General features: G+C 65.5%; 19 protein-coding genes. 13 read left to right on the forward strand and 6 right to left on the reverse strand.

Annotated elements, in window-relative coordinates; genetic code table 11:
- Positions 1–16: 16 nt before the first annotated feature.
- From Harman_RS08395 to argF, 4 genes are read left to right on the forward strand one after another with little or no spacing between them, the layout of a single operon-like run.
- On the forward strand, positions 17–877 hold the full coding sequence (locus Harman_RS08395; RefSeq protein WP_137683355.1) for an acetylglutamate/acetylaminoadipate kinase: 861 nt from the start codon (positions 17–19) through the stop codon (positions 875–877).
- A complete protein-coding gene (locus Harman_RS08400; RefSeq protein WP_137683356.1) occupies positions 874–2,001 on the forward strand; it encodes an aspartate aminotransferase family protein in 1,128 nt (375 codons plus the stop codon). The genes Harman_RS08395 and Harman_RS08400 overlap by 4 nt, the downstream gene beginning before the upstream one ends.
- Positions 1,998–3,059, forward strand: a complete 1,062-nt coding sequence (locus Harman_RS08405; protein ID WP_137683357.1) for a [LysW]-lysine hydrolase — start codon at positions 1,998–2,000, stop codon at positions 3,057–3,059. Before Harman_RS08400 ends, Harman_RS08405 begins: the two co-directional genes overlap by 4 nt.
- A gap of 1 nt (position 3,060) precedes the next feature.
- Positions 3,061–3,957, forward strand: coding sequence for an ornithine carbamoyltransferase (gene argF / locus Harman_RS08410; protein ID WP_137683358.1), 897 nt, complete (start codon positions 3,061–3,063; stop codon positions 3,955–3,957).
- Positions 3,958–3,991: 34 nt separating this feature from the next.
- Here argF and Harman_RS08415 read toward each other — a convergent pair whose 3' ends face one another.
- Positions 3,992–4,969 carry a phosphoribosyltransferase family protein gene (locus Harman_RS08415; RefSeq protein ID WP_137683359.1) on the reverse strand — a complete coding sequence of 326 codons (978 nt, stop codon included), beginning with the start codon at positions 4,967–4,969 and terminating at the stop codon, positions 3,992–3,994.
- 444 nt (positions 4,970–5,413) lie between these two features.
- Between Harman_RS08415 and Harman_RS08420 the strand changes: the two genes are divergently transcribed.
- From Harman_RS08420 to Harman_RS08435, 4 genes are all read left to right on the forward strand, one after another.
- A complete protein-coding gene (locus Harman_RS08420; protein WP_137683360.1) occupies positions 5,414–5,803 on the forward strand; it encodes a helix-turn-helix domain-containing protein in 390 nt (129 codons plus the stop codon).
- Positions 5,804–5,880: 77 nt separating this feature from the next.
- Positions 5,881–7,260 carry a threonine synthase gene (gene thrC, locus Harman_RS08425; RefSeq protein ID WP_137683361.1) on the forward strand — a complete coding sequence of 460 codons (1,380 nt, stop codon included), beginning with the start codon at positions 5,881–5,883 and terminating at the stop codon, positions 7,258–7,260.
- Positions 7,261–7,497: 237 nt separating this feature from the next.
- Positions 7,498–8,172, forward strand: a complete 675-nt coding sequence (locus Harman_RS08430; protein WP_137683362.1) for a DUF4166 domain-containing protein — start codon at positions 7,498–7,500, stop codon at positions 8,170–8,172.
- Positions 8,169–9,143, forward strand: coding sequence for a YndJ family protein (locus Harman_RS08435; RefSeq protein WP_137683363.1), 975 nt, complete (start codon positions 8,169–8,171; stop codon positions 9,141–9,143). The genes Harman_RS08430 and Harman_RS08435 overlap by 4 nt, the downstream gene beginning before the upstream one ends.
- A 6-nt stretch (positions 9,144–9,149) precedes the next feature.
- Here Harman_RS08435 and Harman_RS08440 read toward each other — a convergent pair whose 3' ends face one another.
- Positions 9,150–9,548: a hypothetical protein gene (locus Harman_RS08440; protein ID WP_137683364.1), complete on the reverse strand. Its 399-nt coding sequence runs from the start codon at positions 9,546–9,548 to the stop codon at positions 9,150–9,152.
- A 211-nt stretch (positions 9,549–9,759) separates the two neighbouring features.
- Between Harman_RS08440 and Harman_RS08445 the strand changes: the two genes are divergently transcribed.
- On the forward strand, positions 9,760–10,935 hold the full coding sequence (locus Harman_RS08445) for an aspartate kinase (protein ID WP_137683365.1): 1,176 nt from the start codon (positions 9,760–9,762) through the stop codon (positions 10,933–10,935).
- A 4-nt stretch (positions 10,936–10,939) separates the two neighbouring features.
- On the opposite strand, the gene fer is transcribed toward Harman_RS08445, so the two are convergent.
- The 3 genes from fer to Harman_RS08460 form a co-directional block, all read right to left on the reverse strand.
- Positions 10,940–11,602, reverse strand: a complete 663-nt coding sequence (gene fer / locus Harman_RS08450; protein ID WP_137683366.1) for a ferredoxin Fer — start codon at positions 11,600–11,602, stop codon at positions 10,940–10,942.
- Between the two features lie 88 nt (positions 11,603–11,690).
- Positions 11,691–12,389 carry a metallophosphoesterase family protein gene (locus Harman_RS08455; protein ID WP_137683367.1) on the reverse strand — a complete coding sequence of 233 codons (699 nt, stop codon included), beginning with the start codon at positions 12,387–12,389 and terminating at the stop codon, positions 11,691–11,693.
- A gap of 82 nt (positions 12,390–12,471) precedes the next feature.
- The gene (locus Harman_RS08460) at positions 12,472–13,080 is read right to left on the reverse strand and encodes an IMP cyclohydrolase (protein WP_137683368.1); all 609 of its coding nucleotides are present in this window, start codon (positions 13,078–13,080) and stop codon (positions 12,472–12,474) included.
- Positions 13,081–13,177: 97 nt separating this feature from the next.
- Between Harman_RS08460 and Harman_RS08465 the strand changes: the two genes are divergently transcribed.
- The 3 genes from Harman_RS08465 (at position 13,178) to Harman_RS08480 (ending at position 15,034) form a co-directional block, all read left to right on the forward strand.
- The gene (locus Harman_RS08465) at positions 13,178–13,657 is read left to right on the forward strand and encodes a GNAT family N-acetyltransferase (RefSeq protein ID WP_137683369.1); all 480 of its coding nucleotides are present in this window, start codon (positions 13,178–13,180) and stop codon (positions 13,655–13,657) included.
- 46 nt (positions 13,658–13,703) lie between these two features.
- Positions 13,704–14,300 (forward strand): homing endonuclease associated repeat-containing protein, encoded by a 597-nt coding sequence (locus Harman_RS08470; protein ID WP_137683370.1) that lies wholly within the window; start codon positions 13,704–13,706, stop codon positions 14,298–14,300.
- A gap of 302 nt (positions 14,301–14,602) precedes the next feature.
- Complete coding sequence (locus Harman_RS08480) at positions 14,603–15,034, forward strand: universal stress protein (protein WP_137683371.1); 432 nt, start codon at positions 14,603–14,605, stop codon at positions 15,032–15,034.
- Positions 15,035–15,038: 4 nt separating this feature from the next.
- Here Harman_RS08480 and Harman_RS08485 read toward each other — a convergent pair whose 3' ends face one another.
- Positions 15,039–16,232 carry an inorganic phosphate transporter gene (locus tag Harman_RS08485; protein WP_137683372.1) on the reverse strand — a complete coding sequence of 398 codons (1,194 nt, stop codon included), beginning with the start codon at positions 16,230–16,232 and terminating at the stop codon, positions 15,039–15,041.
- A 204-nt stretch (positions 16,233–16,436) separates the two neighbouring features.
- On the opposite strand from Harman_RS08485, the gene Harman_RS08490 reads away from it, so the two are divergent.
- Positions 16,437–17,555 (forward strand): BMP family lipoprotein, encoded by a 1,119-nt coding sequence (locus tag Harman_RS08490; RefSeq protein WP_200830863.1) that lies wholly within the window; start codon positions 16,437–16,439, stop codon positions 17,553–17,555.

Genomic DNA, 17,555 nt, shown 5'->3' on the forward strand with positions numbered 1-17,555 from the left:
CTGGAGAGGCTTTTTCATGACAGTAGTTATCAAAGTCGGTGGCGCTCGCGCGGTCGACCCCGCGGGGGCGCTTGCGGACGTGGCATCGCTCGTGGCCGACGGTGAACAGGTCGTCGTGGTTCACGGCGGCTCCACCAAAGTCGACGAGACGCTCGAACGGCTCGGCGTCGAGCCCGAATACGTCGAGACACCATCGGGCGTCGTCGGCCGGTTCACGGACGAGACCACGATGGAGGTGTTCGAGATGGCCTTCGGCCACCTCAACACCCAGCTCGTCGCCGGCCTCCAGAGCGAGGGCGTCGATGCGGTCGGGCTCAACGGCGTCGACGGCAAACTGCTCTACGGACCACGCAAGTCCGCAGTGCGGGTCGTCGAGGACGGGAAGAAGAAAATTCGCCGTGGCGACCATTCGGGCACTATCAAGCAGGTCAACGGCGACCTGCTCGAATCGCTGCTCGACGATGGCTATACACCCGTCGCCGCGCCGCCGATGGCAGGGGACGATGACGGCGAAATCATCCCGGTCAACACCGACGCCGACCGTTCGGCGGCGGCCATCGCCGGCGAACTCGACGCGCAGCTAGTACTCTTGACCGATGTCGAGGGCGTCTACGCGGACCCTGACGACCCGTCGACGCTCATCGAATCGGTTGAGACGGCGGCCGACTGGGACGCGCTCGAAGACGCCGCCGAGGGATTCATGGGCCGGAAAATCATGGCCGCCGAGGAGGCGCTCGACGGCGGCGCACCCGAGGTCGTGGTGGCCGACGCCAACGCCGAGTCGCCGATTCTGTCGGCGCTTGAGGGGGGCGGGACCCACGTGTACGCGAGCGCACTCGAACAGGACACAGACCAGACAGCGACGGAGGAACAATGAGCGGATTCGTCTTCAACGAGAAACCCATCCAGATCGAACGTGGCGACGGTGCCTACGTCTACGACGACGGCGGCACAGAGTACTTAGATATGGGCGCGTCCTACGCCTGTGTCCCGCTGGGACACGGCCACCCGGCGGTCCAGAGCGCCGTCAGCGACCAGTTAGCGAAAATCACGTACGTCCAGGCGTCGTACCCCAACGCCGAGCGGACGGCCCTGTACGAACTGCTCGCTGACACTGCCCCGGACCCAATCGACAAGACCTGGCTCTGTAACTCCGGAACCGAGGCCAACGAGGCGGCGCTGAAGTTCGCCCGCTCGGCCACGGGGAACTCGAAAATCGTCGCGACGATGCAGGGCTTCCACGGCCGGACGATGGGCGCGCTGGCGACGACCTGGAAGAACAAGTACAAGAAGCCCTACGAGCCGCTCATCGGCGACGTGGAGTTCGTCCCCTACGACGACAGCGAGGCGCTCGAGGAGGCTGTCGACGAGGACACCGCCGCGTTCATCGTCGAGCCGGTCCAGGGCGAGGGCGGCATCAACCCGGCTTCGGACGGCTACCTCGAAGCCGCACGGGAAATTACCGAGGACACTGGCGCAGCGCTCATATTCGACGAGGTCCAGACCGGGATGGGTCGGACCGGTGCACTGTGGAACTCCCAGCGGGCCGATGTCGCGCCCGACATGATAACCGCGGCGAAGGGGCTGGGCAACGGCCTCCCCGTCGGCGCGACGCTGTGTCGCGACTGGATCGCCGAGAACTACGGCTCCCACGCCTCGACGTTCTCCGGCGGGCCGGTCATCTCAGCGGCCGCCGGCGCGACTGTCTCGACCGTCGTCGAGGACGACGTTCCCGAAAACGCCGCCGCGATGGGCGACTACCTCCAGACCGAACTGGAAGCGGCCATTGGCGACGACGTGCGGGACATCCGCGGCGAGGGCCTGATGATCGGCGTCGAGGTCGGCCGCGGCGCGAACGCGGCGCTGAAGGAACTCGCGTTGAATCACCAGATACTCGCGCTGCCGGCCGGCCGAACCGTCGTCCGTCTGCTCCCGCCGCTGACCATCGACGAGGGCCACGCCGACGCCGTCGTCGATGCGCTGGCGGAGGTGGTGGAATGAGCGAAGCCGCGAGCCGGGAAGCCGACACCGAGGCACGGGACCTGCTGGAAGCGGTCGTCCGCATCCCGTCGGTCTCGCGCAACGAGGGCGAGGCGGCCGAGCGGCTGGTCGAGTTCTTCGAGGCCCACGACCGCGAGGCGTGGCTCGACGAGGTGGGTAACGTCCGCGCGCCCGCGGACGACGGTGTCTTGCTCACCTCCCACATCGACACCGTTCCGGGGGACATCCCGGTCCGTGTCGAGGAGACAGACGAGGGCGACGTGCTGTGGGGCCGCGGCAGCGTCGACGCGAAGGGGCCGCTGTGTGCGATGGCCGTCGCCGCGGTCCGCACTGGGGCCTCGTTCGTCGGCGTCGTCGGCGAGGAAGTCGACTCGAAGGGTGCCCGCTATTTGGTCGAGGACCGCGACACCGCACCCGACGCCGTCATCAACGGCGAGCCCTCCGGCTGGGAGGGTATCACGCTGGGCTACCGCGGTCTACTCGCGGGTACCTACGTCGCGACCAGCGAGTCCGGGCACTCCTCGCGCCCGGAGAACAACGCGATTCAGGACGCTATCGACTGGTGGACGGCGGTCGACGACGAGTTCGCCACGGACGAGTGGCATCCTGTCTTCGAACGCGTCACCTGCAAGCCCGTCGACTTCAAGGGCGGCACGTCGACCGACGGCCTCTCGGTCGAGGCGACGATGAACGTCCAACTGCGGGTCCCACCGGAGTACAGCACTGACGAGATTAGGGAAATCGCTGACGGGTTCCTGGAGAACGGAACCGTCAACTGGGACGACAAGGTCGAACCGGTGATGCAGAGTCCTCGGACCAGCGCTGCCCGGGCGTTCCGGGCCGCGATTCGGCAGGCGGGCGGCGATCCCACGCTGCTTCGCAAGACCGGCACCAGCGACATGAACGTCTACGCGAAAGCGTGGGACTGTCCGATGGTGACCTACGGTCCCGGCGACTCCGACCTCGACCACGCACCGAACGAGCACCTCCCGCTCGACGAATACGACCGCGCCGTCGCAGTGCTTGAAACCGCCACCGAGCGCCTGCTGGAGGACTGACATGGACATACTCGATGTCGACGACCTCACGACCGACGAACTGACGACTGTCCTCGACCGCGCTGCGACCATCAAAGCCGACCACGGCGAGGGGAGTCCGAGCGACCTGCTGGACCAGCAGACACTGGGGATGATCTTCGAGAAGCCGTCGACGCGAACCCGGGTCTCCTTCGAGACGGGAATGACGCAACTGGGCGGTCACGCCGTCTTCCTCGGCCCCGACGACATCCACCTGGGCCACGGCGAACCGGTCAAGGACACCGCCCGCGCACTCGGGCGCTACGTCGATTTCATCATGGCGCGCGTGTTCGACCACGCGGACGCCGAGGAACTGGCCGAGTACGCCGAAGTCCCGGTCATCAACGGCCTGACCGACGACGCCCATCCCTGCCAGACGCTGGCCGACCTGCTGACCATCCGCGAGCAGTTCGGCGACTTCGAGGACGTGTCCGTGGCGTGGGTCGGCGACGGCAACAACGTCTGCCAGTCGTTCGTCATCGGCGCGGCGATGGTTGGCCTTGACCTCACTGTCGCCACGCCGGAGGGGTACGGCATCTCCGAGGACGTGGCCGACCGCGCCGCCGCCTTCGGCAACGCGCCCGAGACCACCCACGACCCTGAGGCCGCCGTGACTGACGCCGACGTGGTGTACTCCGACGTGTGGGTCAGCATGGGCCAGGAGGACAAGCGCGAGCAGAAACTGGCGGACTTCGAGGGGTTCCAGATCACGACGGACCTGCTCGAAGATAGACCGTTCATGCACTGCCTGCCCGCTCACCGCGGCGAGGAGGTCACCGACGACGCTATCGAGTCGGATAACGCCGTCGTCTGGGACCAGGCGGAGAACCGGCTGCACGCCCAGAAAGGATTGCTGGTGTGGCTGTCTGAGCAGTCATAACGAGTGCGAGCGACCCGACGCTGAAAAAGGTAGTCTAGAGAAAAACTGACGAGGCCCGCTTGACGAAGTCCACGGGGTCGGACCGGAACTGGTCGACGTATCTGAGCGGATTTGATTTGACGGCCTCAATGGACATTCGTCCGTTTCTGGCGACGCGGTTCAGATACCCTTGCTGGAGCATTCGGTTTTGCTCCTTGCTGTAGACGGGCTTGCTCGTCTGCATGGCTATCGTTCGGGACTGTGAGTGGGAACTCTCGATGAACAGCTTCGCATCCGAGGACTGGTACACCTCGGCCTTGTACTCGCCGTGTCTGCCCGCGGCCATTCGTGCTTCCTTGTCCGGGTACTGCATCATCACCAGTTCGTCGTACTCGATCCCGTGTTCGTCGAGCCAGGCGGCGGTCTCGCTGCGGTACTTCTCCAGTCGGCAGGTGACGATTTGTCCGATCTTCACCGAGGGGACACAGATCGGGTCGACAGTTCGAATGAACTCCCGGTACCGTTCCCCGTCGTCGTTCTCCTCGGGCGTGGGGTCACGACAGAGAATGCCGTCCAGGTCGACGCAGGACTGCGTGAGGAAGTCGTGGTGCATCATGTTCCACTCGAACACCCGTGGGAACGCCAGGGTCTGGGCGTACGTATCGACGAACCGCTCGGACCCCTCATCGACGTACACAGCCCCGTAGTACACGTCAGCGGACAGGTTCAGGTCGTCGATCGTCGATTGCGCATCAGTCATCGAGCCGCCGGTGTAGACGGTATCGTCGACGACGAGTATCTTCGAGAACTTCGAGATATCGAACTCACCGTTGTACCGCTTCCCGGTCTGGAGAAGTCTGCCCTCCCGGAGGCCGTCGATATCAGTCATCGGAAGATTGAGATACAGTGATAACAGATTCGACACTAGCATCCCACTTCTCGGTATTCCGACGATCAGGTCCAGGTCATCTGGAAGGTCAACGATCCATTCCTGCGTATCGGCACTAAGGTGGGCAAAACTCCTGTAGTTCATTGGTTTTCTGGGGAGTGGGAAGTATTAGCATCTCCGCCGTAGATCAAACACTACGAGGTGAAATGCGCTCACTTCTTTTTCATATGACATAATGGGATGAGTATTAATGCTTTTGATCTATAAACACTAACGACATTTCACTGGCAGTGATAGTCCGGTCATAGCCGCTTGCGTCCCCTGATCGACCGTTCTCCACCCGAAACAGCACCCTTTTCGATACGTTTGAGGGTTTTTAACACAGTACCGGCTGCCGTTGTGGCCCTGATACTCGGTAGTTCCAGTTGAAACAGTGCCCTTTTCGGTATATTTGTCAACTGTTCGCAAGGTAGTCTCCCGGACTGCCGAGTACCGACAGAGATGTCAGAGAGCACACAGACACGGCCCCGTCGCGGTGAGGTTGAGGTAACGACCCCGTTTATCCGGGTCGGAGCGGTACGAATGGATATGTCTGTCAACCCGTCTCCGGACCAGTTCCACGAACTGATGGTCGACGACGAACCTGCTCTCTCGGACGTGATGGCCTGCGTCTTCGGCGTGCAGGCACACGAGGTACGGACGTACCAGGCGCTGCTGGAGACGCCTGCAAGCACCGTCGAGGAACTCGCCGACGAACTCGGGCGGGACCGTTCGAACGTCAATCGGTCGCTGTCGACGCTCCGCGAGAAGGGGCTGGCGACGCGAAAACGGTGCCTGCTTGACGGCGGCGGCCACGTCTACCAGTACACCGCGACACCGCTGTCGGAGGCCCGCGAACTGATGCACGAGACGCTGGACGAGTGGACCGCCGCAGTCCACCACCGTATCGACGAGTTCGACGCCAGCCCCGACGAGTGACGGCACGCCCGTCGTGAGCGCGGACGTTGCGTCCGGCAACCGTCCGACTTTTGCCCGGTGGGGGCGTGGTCCCGACAATGGCTGACTTGGAACTCACCGACGACGTGCCGCCCGCTGCCGACGACGGCGTTTGGCTGGCCTGTATCGAGTGTGGTGAGACGTTCGCTCCCTTCGACGCGATCCGCTACACGTGCGACGACTGCGACGGCCTGCTAGAGGTCCGCTACGATGACCTGCCGACCTTCGACGAGTTCGAGGGCTCGGGCGTCTGGCGGTACAACGCCGCCCTGCCCTTCGAGGAGGGCGTCACGCTCCCCGAGGGCGACACGCCGCTACACGAGATGCCCCGTCTGAAAGAGGACATCGGCGTCGACGCGCTCCGCGTGAAACACGAGGGGATGAACCCCACCGGTTCGTTCAAGGACCGCGGCATGACCGTCGGTGTCCGAGTCGCCCAGGAGGTCGGCGTCGACCGACTGGCCTGTGCCTCGACGGGCAACACCTCTGCCGCACTGGCGGCCTACGGCGCTCGCGGCGGCATGGAGACCCTCGTACTCCTCCCCGCCGGCAAGGTCGCCGCCGGCAAGATCGCCCAGGCAAGTCTCCACCGTGCGCGAATCCTCGAAGTCGACGGCAACTTCGACGAGTGTCTCGACATCGTGCAGGACCTGGCGGCCCGCGGCGAGGCCTACCTGCTGAACTCGCTGAACCCCTTCCGCCTGGAGGGTCAGAAGACCATCGGGCTGGAGATCATGGAGGAGTTCTACGCCGACCACGGCGAGTACCCGGACCGCATCGTCCTCCCGGTCGGCAATGCCGGCAACACCGCCGCGCTGTACAAGTGCTTCCGCGAACTCGTCAAGGCCGGCGCTATCACCGAAGACCAGGTGCCCAAACTCACCGGTGTGCAGGCTGAAGGCGCTGCGCCGATGGTCGAGGCTATCGAGAACGGGGACGAGGATACCCGCCGCTGGGAAGATGTCGAGACCCGCGCGACCGCCATCCGCATCGGCAATCCGGTCAACGCACCGAAGGCGCTGCCAGGCATCCGCGCCACGGGCGGCACCGCCGTCGCCGTCTCCGACGAGGAAATCACCGAAGCGCAGCGCGACATCGCCGGAGAAGGCGTCGGCGTCGAACCGGCCTCCGCGGCCTCCGTCGCCGGCCTCCGAAAACTCCGTAACGAGGGCGTCATCGACACCGACGAGTCGGTCGTCTGCCTGACGACGGGCCACCTGCTCAAAGATCCCGAGGCGGCCGCCGAGGCCGGCAACGAGCCGGAACCGGTCGAAAACAGCACCGAGGCCGTGCTGGAACTCATCGAAGAACGGTCGTCGGTCACCGAGACGGTTCGGCGACAGGCGTCGAAGGCCGCCGACTCGCCACTGCTCCCGGGGCTGGTCGCCGGCGGTCTCGGCCTGGCGTATCTGTATCGGAAACTCCGCTCGAAGGAGTAAGGGCAGCGAGCGCGGCCGCAAACCGCTCCGTGGCTGTGCTGGCGAATCTGGTCGACAATTCACTCCCCCGGCGCTCTGTTCGGTAGTTTCCGTTTCCTACCCAGTAGAGATATCCATCTGCCCCGGGAATAGCGAGCCAATGGACGAACGCACCCGGGGTGCGACGGGAGCGCCGTACCGGACCACTGCCGTCGAGACGCCGCTTGTACTGGGGATGTCACCTGCTCGGGTGGCGCTGTGACGGGCGTCTACGAGCGGGCGCTGGGCGAAGCCGCCGCCGACCTCCATCCGAAGGTCCGCGACCGGTACAGCCTCGGGGCGGACGACGGGACGGTCTGTGTCGGCCGGGGCGAGATGGACATCACCCGCGGGACGCTGGTCCTGCCGGCGCTGTACGCGATGACGACCCAGCACATGCTGTTTCCCGAGTCCGGCGAAAGCGTGCCCTTCTCCGTGACGACGGTGGCCTACACGACGGAGGGGGGCCACGAGGCCATGACGACCCGCCGCGCGTTCGACTTCGGCGACACCACCCGCCTGTTCGACTCGCTGACCGTCTGGGACGCCGAGACCGAGCGGCTGCTGGATTTCCTGGGCACCCACGGCCGGGTCGCCAGCGAACTCCACCCGCGGGTCGAGGACGGGGGGCTCGTGGTCGCTGGCGGCCGGCAGTGGGCTCGCCTCGGAAACCGCTACGTCCCGCTGCCGGGGCCGCTGGCTGCCGACGTGGAGGTCCGGGACCGTTACGACGAGACCGACGAGCGGTACCACGTCACTGCCACCGTCAAGAACGACCTCGTGGGACACATGCTCGGCTATCGCGGGACGTTCACGCAGGAGCAGACCGACGGCGACGGGACCCCCGACGACCTGCGAATCGTCCGCGGGCTCGACGCGCTCCCGCCGCGATGAGCGACCGTGTCGGTGGGTCTCGGAAGTCAGCACCCAGTAGCGTCGCCCAGCCGACCATCGGGGGCGTCGCCGTGGCGGACTTGAGCGCGGCGCTGGGTGCGGTGGTCTGGCTGGCGCTGGCGGTCGCTGGCGAACTGGCCGCCATCGAACGGGCGCTTGCACTCGCGCCGCTCGTGCTGGTCCCGCTCGCGCTCCGAACGGCGGTGGCCGGGGCGTTTCAGGGGCCTGCCAGGCGGCTCACGACCACAGCCATCTGGCTCCAGCCGATCGGTGCGCTCCTGCTCGCGGTATCGCTGGTCGCCCCGTCTCCCTCACCGCTGGCTGCCGGGTTCGCCGTGCCGTGGCTGGCCGTCACCGGCCTCCTCGGACTCGCCGCGTTCGCACGGACCCGCACGCGAGATGGCCTGACGCTCTCGGAGACGGCCATCGATGCCGGTTTCGCCTACGTCTCGGTCGGCGCGGTCGCGCTCCTGCTGGCCCACTTCGACCTGACGTTCTGGTTCGACCGCGTCATCATCCGGTTGACGGCGGTCCATTTCCACTACGCCGGGTTCGTCCTCCCGGTCGCTGCGGGACTGACCGGCCGCCATCTCGGTGTCCACTCCCGGGGATTCCGTGCCGTCGTCGGTGTCATCCTCGTCGGGCCGGCGCTCATCGCGGTCGGTATCGCCTTCTCGCCGCTCGTCGAGGTCGTCGCAGTGAGTCTCTTCACCGTCGCCGTCGCGGCCTTCGGTGTCGTCGTCCTGTACCGTGTCCTCCCCACCTGTCCCCGGCTACAGGGGCTCTCGCTCGGAATCGCGGCCGTGGCACTCCCGGTCTCAATGGCGCTCGCGCTGGGCTACGGGCTGTCGACGTTCACCGGTCGCTCGCTGGGGCTGACGATCTCGGCGATGGTCGCGCTCCACGGCTCGCTCAACGCCTTCGGGTTCGGACTGTGTGCGATGCTCGGGTGGCGGCTCTCGATCCCGTGACGCCAGTCAGTGCTCCGCTCGCTCCGGCTCTAACCGGTACCGCGTCGTCTCCTGCCCGTCGAACCGGGGGCCGTTCCCGCTGGAGGTGAACCCGACCGCCTCGACAGCGGCCCGGACTTCTGATTCGTCTTCCGGCAGCAGTAGCTCGACCGACATGTGCTCGCGGCGGGCGAACTCGATGGGGTCGGCAAGCAGTTCCTCGCAGGCGTCGCCGGTCCCGGCCAGTTGGGTCACGTGGACGGTCCCACGCTCGGCGTCGAAGCTCACGAACCCCACAATGTCGTCGTCCCCCTCGGCCACGCGGACGGTACGGTCGTGGACGAGGTTCCGCATCACGTCCGGCGGCCCGTCGGCGAGGGCGGCCAGTCGCTCGGCGTCGTCCTCGACAGCGTCGCGGATATCCATGCCTATGTGTGGGACCCCCACGCAGATAAACGGTGTGTCGGCGGCAGTTGGACACTCTGAGTTGTGACCGCTTCGACTCCAGCAGCGCTTCACACGACGGAATTTCTCGGATACCGTCGACAGCGCGGTGCGGAAACAGATGAACACAGTTATCCCGAGCGACGGACAACCCGAGGCCAATGAGTTACACACACACAGACGCGGTGGTAGCATGCGCGTAGTCGCCAAGTTCGGCGGGACGAGCCTCGGCAGCGGCGACCGCATCAACCGGGCCGCGGACTCGATTGCCGCGGCCGTCCAGCAGGGCCACGAGGTCGCGGTCGTCGCCTCGGCGATGGGCAACACGACCGACGAACTGCTCGACGAGATCAACTACGACGCAGACTCCGCGGACCGCGCGGAAATCGTCTCGATGGGCGAACGGACCTCCGTCCGGATGCTCAAGGGCGCACTCGCCGCCCGCGGTATCGAGGCCGTCTTCCTTGAACCCGGGAGCGAGGACTGGCCGATCATCACCGACGAGTACGGCGAGGTCGATGTCGAGGAGACCCAGAAGCGTGCCCACGCGCTGGCCGGCCAGCTCAAGGACGTGGTGCCGGTCATCACCGGGTTCCTGGCAGAGGATCACCAAGGCAACGTGACGACCCTCGGCCGCGGCGGCTCCGACACGAGCGCTGTGATGATGGGCGATTACATGGACGCCGACGAGGTCGTCATCGTCACTGACGTTGAAGGTGTCATGACCGGGGACCCGCGCGTCGTCGAAGGCGCTCGGAACGTCGGCAAAATCTCCGTCGACGAACTCCGCTCGCTGTCGTTCCGCGGGGCCGAAGTGGTCGCGCCGTCGGCACTGTCGTACAAGACCGAAGACCTCGGGGTTCGCGTCGTCCACTACCAGCACGGCGACCTGCTCTCGGGCGGCACGTCCATCGAGGGCGAGTTCCAGAACCTCATCGACCTGCAGGAACAGCCCATCGCCTGCGTGACCGTCGCCGGCCGCGCCATCCGGAACAGCCCGGGTATCCTCGCGGACCTCGCAAGCGCCATCGCGGACGAGGACATCAACATCGAGGCCAACTCCTCGGGGATGGACTCGCTGACGTTCTACGTCGACGAGAACGACGCCGAAGAGGCCGAGGCACTGCTGCACGCCCGCATCGTCGACGACGAGACGCTCTCGTCGGTCACCGTCGAAGACGAGATCGCCGTCATCCGCGTCACCGGCGGCGACCCGAGCCAGTCGGCGCTGGCCCACCAGGTCGTCGAACCGCTGGCCGACGCCCACATCCACCTCTACGACGTGATCACGTCCGCGACATCGGTCTCCGTGTTCGTCCCCTGGGAGGACCGCGAACAGGCCCTCTCACTCGTCCAGGACGTGTTCTAAGTTTTTAATCGGTCGAGGAGGCCTGCTCGAACCGGCTCGCGGGCAACAGCAGCTCGCTGACCTCGGGGAGGTGTTTCAGGTTGTAGACGATCTTCGCGTCGTCAGAAATCGGGGCGGCGATACACGACAGTCGGATCCCCTTCTCGGTGAGGTCGGGCGGGAGGATGTGACTCGCCGGCGACGGCATCTCGCCCTCGACGACTGCGACCGCGCAGTTCGTACACGCGCCGCCCCGGCAGGCGAAAGGCCACGCGAAGCCGTTCTTTTCGGCCGCCTCAAGCAGCGTGTCGTTCGGGTCGACGTAGAACTGTCCGAAGTCGGGCGACCGAAGGTTCGCGTCGGCGGCTTTCTCGAACAGGTCTTCGTCGTCGAGCGACCAGCCGTGGTCCTCCAGTACTTCGAAGTTGAGAAATTCGACCAGCGGGTCGTCCGGTTCCGGCGGGGCCTCCTCGGGTTCGGGGTCGGCCGCAGGCGACTCCTCGGGTAGCGGGTCCCCGGGTTCATAGCCGTTCTGCAGTCGCTCGTAGGCCGTTTTCACCGCTTGGAACTCGGCCGTCGACCCGCCCTGGTCGGGGTGGGCCTCCTTCACCCGCTCGCGGTACGCGTCGACGATCTCCCCGTCGTCGGCGTCGGGCGAAATTCCGAGGACATCGAATGGGGACTCCACACCACACCGTAGCGGTCACGGACATAAATTCTCTCGTCCCGCTGCAGTATCTGCAGGCTGCCAGCCGGGCAACGCGCGGATTCTTGTGCTAGCGGCCCTGCGTCAGCCGGAAGCCGATCTCCCGCGGGAGGCCGGCGTCCTCCACCGCGTCGATGACCGCGCTCGTGTCGTAGGCCACCCGGTGTTCCTCCACGCTCAGGTCGTCGAGGTCGAGTACCGCGTAGGCCGCCCGGTGGTTCCTGTCCCGGGGCTGGCCCACGCTTCCGGGGTTCATTACGATCCCGGCGTCGTACACCTCGTGGTGCTGCTGGTGGGTGTGGCCCATCACCAGCACGTCCTCGTCGCCAAGCAGGTCCGGGCCGAACTCCTCGGGGAACGTGTAGTGGTCCGGATCGTCCGGGTGGCCGTGGACGAGCTTCACCCGGCCGTCACAGACGCGGCGCTCGTCGGGCAGCGCTGCCAGCCACTCGATCTGCTCGTCGGACAGCTGCTCGGTGGCGTGTTCGACGCCGGCTTGGGCCATTCCGTTGAACGCGAACGGCGTCTCGCTTGCGACGGCCCGGTCGTGGTTGCCCATCACCGTCGGGACTTCTTCGGTCGGCCAGGGAACGTCATCCGGGAGCGCCTCGATGTGTCCACGCATCGCGTCGACACAGTCGGCGTGCCAGGGGTTGTACCCGACCACATCGCCCGCACAGGCCAGCCCGTCGACGGGCGGCATGTCCGCTAGCACCGCCGCTAATGCCACCCGGTTGCCGTGGATATCGGAGAGGATGCCGAGTTTCATTGCTATTGTCTACCCCCTGTGGGGCCTTGAGTGTCGGTACTGGCTCAGTATTTGTGTCCGCTGTACGTTCGCGGCCATCCGCTCACTCCCCGTTGTACACTGCCACGTCGAACTCGCCAGCCGACCCCGCGACGCCGGCCGAACAGACGGCGTGTTCGTACTCGTGGTCGTACACCTCGCGGGCTACCTCGCTGGCCTCGGTCGCAGTCAGATCGAACGCCGTCGGACTGTTCTCCTCGTAGGTCGCCACCAGCGTCGGCTCGGTGACCTCTTTGACAAGCAGCGCGTCCCGGCGGACGGTGCCGATGACTGCACCCGGCCCATCGGCGTTCGTCGTCGGGTCCGCCGCGTCGACGCCGACGATGCCGGCAACCCGCGGCGTGTCGTAGTCGTCCTTCTCGAAATCCAGCGACAGGAGCGGCTCCGCGAGCGCGTCCCGTGCCGGATAGCCGAGTTCGAGCTTTTCGGCGATGGGGTCGACGTGGGAGCCGTTGCCGACGACCGCGCCGCGCTCGGTGACGCGCACGCCGTTGTAGGAGATGTATGGGTTGTCCGTCTCCGGGGCGTCCGGCGTCGGCTCGACGGTCACCGTGCCGTCGCGCTGTACTGCCTGGCGGTTGGGGAACGAGCGCGAGGAGACGCGGTACGCGCCGACCTCGGGACTGACGACGACGAATCGTCCGACGTACATACGCGAGTGTGCACGGCACCGCGAAAAAGCGCTGTCGATGTTTTCCTGCCCCGCTGTCGGAGTATAGTTGAAGTGACGCCCTGTCGAACGGCTCGCTATGGCCGACCTGACCCTCCGGCGCTACTGCCCGGCCGACGCCGATGCCGTCTGGGACCTCCACGAACGCGCCCTCCGCGACGCCGGCGGCTACGATGAAGCCTTCGCCCACCGCGACGCCGACCTCCGGACCATCCAGCGCGAGTATCTCGACGCCGGCGGCGAGTTCCTCGTCGGCCACTGCGACGGCGCGCTCGTTGCCATGGGTGCGTTCCAGCCCCACGAGGACGACTCCGACGCCATTGTCGTCCGTCGCATGCGCGTCGACCCGGCCCACCAGCGCCGGGGCTATGGCACGCGCGTCCTGAACGAACTGGAGGCCCGTGCCCGGAAACGCGGCTTCGACCGCGCCGAACTCGACACCGGCACGGCACAGACGGCCGCGATGGCGTTCTACGAACAGCACGGCTACGAATGTGTCGGCGAGGAGTACATCGAGCCAGCGGACATGACGCTGGTGTTCTACGAGAAGAATTTGTGAGCTGTCTGACGTGATTTGAAATACGAACGAAACGCAATTCGGTCCCATGACGAGTGAAGTTGACTGTCTCGAAGCGCTTCGTGCCGCAGCAGAAACGCTCGGTGAATCACCGACCAAAGCCCAGTACGAGGACCTCGGACTCACGCCCGCCTCGGGCACGATTCAGCGTATAATGGGTAGTTGGAACACCGCGAAGAGCGCGGCTGGACTGGAGACGAACCATTCCCGTGGTTCTCGTGTCGCTGAGAGGCCTGTGGATGTTTCGCTCCCTGAGGGATGTTCCTGGTCCGACCTCTCACAGGATCAGCGCTGGCACTACAAAAACGTCGAAGAGAACGGACAACGGACCCTCGACCGACGGGCGAGACATCGCGGCTGGGTCTACGAACAGAAGCGCGACAGCAACGGTTGTCAACGCTGTGATGAGACCGACCCTGCCTGTCTGGATTTCCACCATCGAGACGACGAAGAAAAGGAAATGACCATCTCTCAAATGATTACCTACGGCTATTCGAAGCCTAAACTCACCGAAGAGATGTCGAAGTGTGACATCCTCTGTGCCAACTGCCACCGAAAGGAACATTATCAGGTGCCGGAGACAGTTAGCCTCCCCGCGACCGACGCGCCGGATGCCGGCGAGTGACACAGCCACCTGACTCCGCAACACTGAAATACGGCTGCAGAATTATAGAAAAGTACGCGTCACCACATGCGAACGGTGGCGAATATATCAGTCCATTGGGGTAGAGGCCAATCCTGAAGCCTTCTGGGGGCTTCGACCCTGGTTCGAATCCAGGATGGACTACTCTGTCGTAAACTAACTGCGAGCGACAGCGTCGTACTCTCTCTCTAGTCGTGCGAAGCAACCACCTCTTTTGATTCGGAGCCACGGAAGTCACCGACACCGCCCCTCCCATACTTGTAGCCCCGGCCCAGAGATCTGGTATGGCAACCGGGCACGTGCTCGTCCCGCTGGATGGGTCGCCGCTGGCCGACGAGGCACTGACCTTCGCGCTGGAGACGTTCGACTGCCGGATTACGGTACTGAACGTCGTCGCGCCGCTCGATACTGGGATGAGTGAGGGCGGCTTACTCGAAGCGGGCGCGGACCGGAGGGCGGCGGCCGACGAGCGAGCCACGAATCTCGTCGACCGGGCAGCATGGCAGGCCGACGAGGTCGGCCGTGAGGTCGAAACAACCGTCAAGACCGGCGATCCGGCCGAGACAATTCTGGACTACGTCGAGGAGAACGACGTGGATCAGGTGGTGATGGGCGGTCACGGCGGGCGGAAAAACGAGATCGCCCGGCGGTTGCTGGGGACCGTTGCGACGGCGGTCGTCAGCGAAGCGCCGGTGACGGTGACGGTCGTCCGGTAGCAGGTCAGGCCTGGCCGCCGAGTACTGCCGCGAGCACGCGGTAGACGCCGAAGCCGATACCGATACTGCCCGCGAGCGTGATGAGCCAGAAACCGACGGTAACACCGATTTTTCGGCGGGAGACGCCGGCGGAGCCACCGGCCAGGCCGCCGCCGATCACCCCGGAGATGATGATGTTGTTGAACGAGATGGGGATGCCAAGCGCGATGGCGGCCTGGGCGATGATGAAGCCGGGGACCAGCGCCGCGATGGACCGGCGGACGCCCAGTTGCGCGTACTCGCGGGAGGTCGCCTGCAGCAGGCGGGGTGCGCCCATCCACGCACCGCCGAGGATACCCACCGCACCGAGTGCCAGCAACACGATGCCGGGCAGGCCGAGTTCGACGCGGTAGAGGTTCTCCAGCGGGCCGGTCGCCAGACCGACCTGACTCCCGCCACTGGAGAAGGCGACGACGCTGCCCAGCACGACGAGGAATGTCTTGATGCCCTTGTCGACGGAGGCCTGGGTCTTGCGGCGGATGTAGTAGAAGCTCCCGGCGGCGACCAGCAGCGTCGCGGCGACGGCGGCGATGTCCGTGCCCGCAGTCATCGCGGCGAAGCCGGCCAGCGAGCCCTGGTCCGTGCCGGGCGGTGACGGGATGACGCCGAGTTGGACGTTGGCGACGATGCCACCGACGACGCCGGCGAGCAGCGGCACGCCGACGGTTTCGGGGATGTCGTCCCGGCGGAGGACCGTCGCGGTGAGGTAGGCCAGGCCGCCGGAGACAGGGGGGACCAGCAGCCAGAAGACGGCGATGCGGCGATAGGTGTCGAAGACGGGCTGGCCGCCCAGCGAGAGGCCGACGCCGACCATCGCGCCCGTCGTCGCAAACGCCGCCGGAACGGGGTAGCCCGAGTAGATACCAAACGCCATGAACCCAGTCGCGGTCAGCAGGCCGGCGATAGCCGCAAGCGATGTGATTTGGACGCCATCGATAAGGCCAGCACCGACCGTTTCGGAGATACTCCCGCCCTGGGTCAGTGCGCCGAGCGCGGCGAGAATCCCGATCAGGAAGGCGGCGCGCATCGTCGAGATGGCGTTCGCGCCGATGGCCGGGGCGAAGGGTGGCGAGTTGCTGTTCGCCCCGAGCGTCCAGGCCGTCACCAGGCTCGTGATAGTTGCGAGGGCGACCAGCGCCCAGAAGACGACGGTAGTCACCGCGTGCTGAATCCCTCCGGGGCCTGCCAGTTGCTACTGTGTGAACGCGACCGGGCTGCCATTGGTGACTGTTCACACCCAGTATATAAAATGCCCGCGGCGTCGGTGTCGGACTGTGTGCCCCTCTCTTGCCACTCTTTGTCACCGGTGTGGCTGATTTGCGACACCGAAGTCTTTAACGCCTATCCACACCGCTGGTGGGACATGTCACAACGGAGACGCACGTTCCTCAGTAGTGTCGGTACCGCAACCGCAATCGGGGTAGCCGGGTGCCTCGGTGGCGGTGACGGCAGCAGCGGTGACGGCGGAGACACCGATGGCAATGGGAGTGACGGTGGCGATGGCGACAGCGGCCCGGCCGCCCGTATCGGCATGGTGTACGCGACGGGCGGACTTGGCGACGGGTCGTTCAACGACCAGGCCCAGACCGGCGTTATCCGGGCGGAAGAGGAGCTAAACATCGCATACGACGAGTCCCAGCCCGAGGCGGTCCAGGACTTCGCAAGCCTGCAACAGCAGTACGCCCAGTCCTCGAACCCGAACTACGACTTGGTCTGTTGTATCGGCTTCCTGCAGGCAGACGCCCTCACGGAGAACGCCAGCCAGTACCCCGAACAGAACTTCATGATCGTCGATTCCACTGTCGACGCGGACAACGTCGGCTCGTACGTCTTCGGCGAGCATCAGGGCTCGTTCCTGGTCGGTCTGATGGCCGCTCGACTGTCCAGCCAGGACTTCTCGGCCGGTGCCGGATCTACGCAGAGCGACTCCACGAACGTCGGCTTCGTCGGTGGCGTCGAGGGCGACCTCATCGGTCGCTTCGAAGCCGGCTACAAGGCCGGTGTCAAGCACGCGAACGAGGACATCGACATCCAGACGGCGTACGTGGGCGATTTCAACGACCCCTCCGGCGGCCAGGAGGCGGCGCTCTCAATGTACAACTCTGGCGCGGACATCGTCTACCACGCGGCCGGCAACACCGGGACCGGCGTGTTCCGGGCGGCCCAGGAGGCGGGTCGCTTCGCCATCGGCGTCGACCGCGACCAGTCGGTCACGAAGGAGAACTTCAGCGATATTATCCTCGCGAGCATGGTCAAGCGCGTCGACAACGCCGTCTACACCTCGATTGAGTCAGTCATCAACGACAACTTCGAGGGCGGCACTGTGAACACACTCGGCCTCGAACAGAACGGCGTCGAAGCGGTGTACGGCCAGCAGCTCGGCTCTGAAATCCCACAGGCGGTCAAAGACGAGGTGTCTGAAGTCCGCCAGAGCATCATCGACGGCGATATCAGCGTGCCGACCGACCCCGGCAACGTCTGA

This window comes from Haloarcula mannanilytica (assembly GCF_005406125.1).
Taxonomy (GTDB): domain Archaea; phylum Halobacteriota; class Halobacteria; order Halobacteriales; family Haloarculaceae; genus Haloarcula; species Haloarcula mannanilytica.

What these genes read in the sequence shown, in the direction of transcription:
- Harman_RS08405 (WP_137683357.1), top strand. Translation starts at nt 1,998, where the DNA reads ATGAGCGAAGCCGCGAGCCGGGAAGCCGACACCGAGGCACGGGACCTG.
- Harman_RS08435 (WP_137683363.1), top strand. Translation starts at nt 8,169, where the DNA reads ATGAGCGACCGTGTCGGTGGGTCTCGGAAGTCAGCACCCAGTAGCGTC.
- Harman_RS08490 (WP_200830863.1), top strand. Translation starts at nt 16,437, where the DNA reads ATGTCACAACGGAGACGCACGTTCCTCAGTAGTGTCGGTACCGCAACC.
- Harman_RS08480 (WP_137683371.1), top strand. Translation starts at nt 14,603, where the DNA reads ATGGCAACCGGGCACGTGCTCGTCCCGCTGGATGGGTCGCCGCTGGCC.
- Harman_RS08415 (WP_137683359.1), bottom strand. Translation starts at nt 4,969, where the DNA reads ATGAACTACAGGAGTTTTGCCCACCTTAGTGCCGATACGCAGGAATGG.
- thrC (WP_137683361.1), top strand. Translation starts at nt 5,881, where the DNA reads ATGGCTGACTTGGAACTCACCGACGACGTGCCGCCCGCTGCCGACGAC.
- argF (WP_137683358.1), top strand. Translation starts at nt 3,061, where the DNA reads ATGGACATACTCGATGTCGACGACCTCACGACCGACGAACTGACGACT.
- Harman_RS08395 (WP_137683355.1), top strand. Translation starts at nt 17, where the DNA reads ATGACAGTAGTTATCAAAGTCGGTGGCGCTCGCGCGGTCGACCCCGCG.
- Harman_RS08420 (WP_137683360.1), top strand. Translation starts at nt 5,414, where the DNA reads ATGTCTGTCAACCCGTCTCCGGACCAGTTCCACGAACTGATGGTCGAC.
- Harman_RS08465 (WP_137683369.1), top strand. Translation starts at nt 13,178, where the DNA reads ATGGCCGACCTGACCCTCCGGCGCTACTGCCCGGCCGACGCCGATGCC.
- Harman_RS08460 (WP_137683368.1), bottom strand. Translation starts at nt 13,080, where the DNA reads ATGTACGTCGGACGATTCGTCGTCGTCAGTCCCGAGGTCGGCGCGTAC.
- Harman_RS08400 (WP_137683356.1), top strand. Translation starts at nt 874, where the DNA reads ATGAGCGGATTCGTCTTCAACGAGAAACCCATCCAGATCGAACGTGGC.
- Harman_RS08470 (WP_137683370.1), top strand. Translation starts at nt 13,704, where the DNA reads ATGACGAGTGAAGTTGACTGTCTCGAAGCGCTTCGTGCCGCAGCAGAA.
- Harman_RS08440 (WP_137683364.1), bottom strand. Translation starts at nt 9,548, where the DNA reads ATGGATATCCGCGACGCTGTCGAGGACGACGCCGAGCGACTGGCCGCC.
- Harman_RS08455 (WP_137683367.1), bottom strand. Translation starts at nt 12,389, where the DNA reads ATGAAACTCGGCATCCTCTCCGATATCCACGGCAACCGGGTGGCATTA.
- Harman_RS08445 (WP_137683365.1), top strand. Translation starts at nt 9,760, where the DNA reads ATGCGCGTAGTCGCCAAGTTCGGCGGGACGAGCCTCGGCAGCGGCGAC.